Raw genomic sequence first — 2928 nt, 5'->3', positions numbered from 1 at the left:
GACCCCGCGCACAGCCGCCGCTGCCGCGACCGCGCGAGCGGCCCCCATCGCCGCCGCAGTGTCGAACCCGCGCGCCGCGCCCGCCGCCGAGCGCTTCGCCCCGATGTCCTTCAAGGTCTTCACCGCCCGCGATCTCGACCGCATCCCGCAGCTCGCGCGCCTTTCTCCCGAGCAGCGCTTCGAGATGAAGGTCGTGGCCGCCGTGCTGCCCTTCCGCGTCAACCAATACGTCATCGACGAGCTCATCGACTGGGCCGACGTCCCCCGCGACCCCATCTTCCAGCTCACCTTCCCGCAGCGCGGCATGCTCGCGTCCGAGCACTACGAGCGCATCGCCCGCCTCATCGAAGGCGACGCGGACAAGGACGCGCTCGAGGCCGCCATCGCCGAGGTCCGCCACGCCCTCAACCCGCACCCCGCCGACCAGATGCAGATGAACATGCCGCTCGACGAGCACGGCAAGCGCATCGACGGCCTGCAGCACAAGTATCGCGAGACCGTGCTCTTCTTCCCCAGCCAGGGCCAGACCTGCCACGCCTATTGCAGCTTCTGCTTCCGCTGGGCGCAATTCGTCGGCGACAAGGAGCTGCGCATCGCCAGCTCCGAAGCCCGCGTGCTGCACGACTACCTGCGCACCCATACCGAGGTCACCGACCTGCTCGTCACCGGTGGCGACCCCATGGTCATGAAGACCCGTCACCTGCGCGAATACCTCGAACCCCTGCTGCGCCCCGAGTTCGACCACATCCAGACCATCCGCATCGGCTCCAAGGCGCTCACCTTCTGGCCGCACCGCTTCCTCGGCGCCGAGGATGCCGACGATCTCATGCGCCTGCTCCGGCAGCTCGTCGAAGCCGGCAAGCACGTCGCGCTGATGGCGCACTACAACCACTGGAAGGAGCTCGAGACCGACGCCGCCCACGCCGCCATCCGCCGCATCCGCGCCACCGGTGCCGTCATCCGCGCACAAGGTCCGCTCATCGCCCACATCAACGACGACCCCGCCGCCTGGGCGCGCTTGTGGAAGACCGAGGTCCGCCTCGGCCTCGTCCCCTATTACATGTTCGTCGAGCGCGACACCGGCGCCCGCCATTACTTCGAGGTTCCGCTCGCGCGCGCCTGGGAGATCTACCAGCAGGCCATCCAGCAGGTCTCCGGCCTCGCCCGCACCGCCCGCGGCCCGAGCATGAGTGCCAGCCCCGGCAAGGTCGAGATCCAGGGCGTCACCGAGATCGCCGGCGAGAAGGTCTTCGTGCTGCGCTTCATCCAGGGCCGCAACCCCGACTGGGTGCAACGCCCGTTCTTCGCCCGGTTCGACGAAAAGGCCACCTGGCTCGACCAGCTCGCGCCCGCCTTCGGCGAGGCGAAATGGTTCTGGCAGGACGAATACGAGGCGATCCGCGCGGAAAGGCTCGTCGGCTGAGGGCGGGGCGGCGCTTCGTCAGCGTCCGACTCGCGACTCGCTTGGCTCCAGGCGCTCCCGGAAGCGCGGTGGTTTTGCAGGAACGACGTGCGTGCGAGGGTGGCGCTGGAACGGGCGCGCGCGCCGCATGGCTCACTCCGCGCGCAAGGCCTCGACCGCGTCGAGCCGTGCCGCCCTGCGTGCGGGCAGGACCCCGGCGGCGAGCCCGACCACGATGGCGACCCCCTCGGCGGCGAGCGCGTATCGCCAGGGCGTGGCCACCGGCATCGCCGGCACCAGCAGCCCGACCAGCTGGGCAAGGCCTGCGCCGACGAGCAGGCCGAGCAGGCCGCCGATGCCCGCCAGCACCACCGCCTCGCCGAGGAAGAGCGCGAGGATGGTGCGCCGACGTGCGCCCAGGGCCACCAGCAGGCCGATCTCTCCGGTGCGCTCGGTGACCGCGATGCTCATGATGGTGACGATGCCCACTCCGCCCACCAGCAGCGAGATCGCCCCGAGCGCACCCACCGCCGCGGTGAGCAGATCGAGGATGTTCGACAGCGTCGCCAGCATGTCCTCCTGCGTCAGCACGGTGAAGTCCTCGCGTCCGTGGCGCGCGATCATCCGCTTCTTCACCGCCTCCGCCACGCGCGCGGCGGGGGCCTCGGGGTCGTAGGTCAACGCGATCTCCATGAGGCCGTCGCGCTGGTACAGCGCCATGCCGCGCACCACCGGGATGTAGGCGGCGTCGTCCAGATCGATACCGAGGAACTGCCCCTTCTCTTCCATGACGCCGACCACGCGGAAGCGCTCGGCACCGATCTCGACGTGCTCGCCGAGCGCGATGGTGCTGCCGAAGAGCTCGCGTGCGAGCTTGGGGCCCAGCACCACGAAGGCGCGCGCGCTCGCCGCCTCGTCGGGCGGCAGGAACTGCCCCACGCGCACCCGCATCGAGTACACCTCCTGCATCTGCGGTCCCACGCCGAGCACGGTGCTGCGCCGCACCCGGCCTTGCGCGCGCACCTCGGCGTTGCCGCTCACCGAACCGGTGACGTGGCGCACATGGGGCAGGCGGGCGAGCGCGTCCGCGTCGTCCAGGGTGAGGTCGCGCGCGGTGGACGGCAGGCCGGGCGGGCCGCCGCGTGCGCCCTGGCGGCCCGGGTGGAGGTTGATCACGTTGGTGCCGAACTGGCCGAACTCGGCGAGCACGAAGCGGTGCAGACCCTCGCCGATCGAGGTGAGCAGGATCACCGCGGCGATGCCCACGCCGATGCCGAGCAGGGTCAGGAGGCTGCGCAGCCGATGCGCGGTGATCGCACGCAGGGCGAGGTGGAGGGCGTCACGCCAGCGCATCGCCGCTACCGCTTCGACAAGGCCTGCACCGCATCGAGCCGGGCGGCGCGGCGCGCGGGCAGCACGCCGAACAGCACCCCGGTGCCGAGCGCGGTGGCGAGCGCGGCGATCACCGCCCAGTCGGGCGGCCACGCCGGCAGCTGCGGGAAAGCCAGGCGCACGCCCCAGGCGCC

General features: G+C 71.3%; 3 protein-coding genes. 1 reads left to right on the top strand and 2 read right to left on the bottom strand.

Annotation, left to right across the window (positions count from 1 at the left end):
- Positions 1-103 precede the first annotated feature (103 nt).
- A complete protein-coding gene (locus C665_RS19005) occupies positions 104-1423 on the top strand; it encodes a KamA family radical SAM protein (protein WP_049766945.1) in 1320 nt (439 codons plus the stop codon).
- Positions 1424-1555: 132 nt separating this feature from the next.
- Here C665_RS19005 and C665_RS19000 read toward each other — a convergent pair whose 3' ends face one another.
- Both C665_RS19000 and C665_RS21230 read right to left on the bottom strand, forming a co-directional pair.
- Positions 1556-2755 (bottom strand): ABC transporter permease, encoded by a 1200-nt coding sequence (locus C665_RS19000; RefSeq protein WP_004327454.1) that lies wholly within the window; start codon positions 2753-2755, stop codon positions 1556-1558.
- A 5-nt stretch (positions 2756-2760) separates the two neighbouring features.
- Positions 2761-2928 (bottom strand): ABC transporter permease (locus C665_RS21230; RefSeq protein ID WP_004327453.1); only part of this gene is annotated, 168 nt, incomplete at its 5' end.

The sequence above is a fragment of the Thauera aminoaromatica S2 genome (genome assembly GCF_000310185.1).
In the GTDB taxonomy this organism is placed as follows: domain Bacteria; phylum Pseudomonadota; class Gammaproteobacteria; order Burkholderiales; family Rhodocyclaceae; genus Thauera; species Thauera aminoaromatica.
This window is presented reverse-complemented; position numbering and strand designations above follow the sequence as displayed.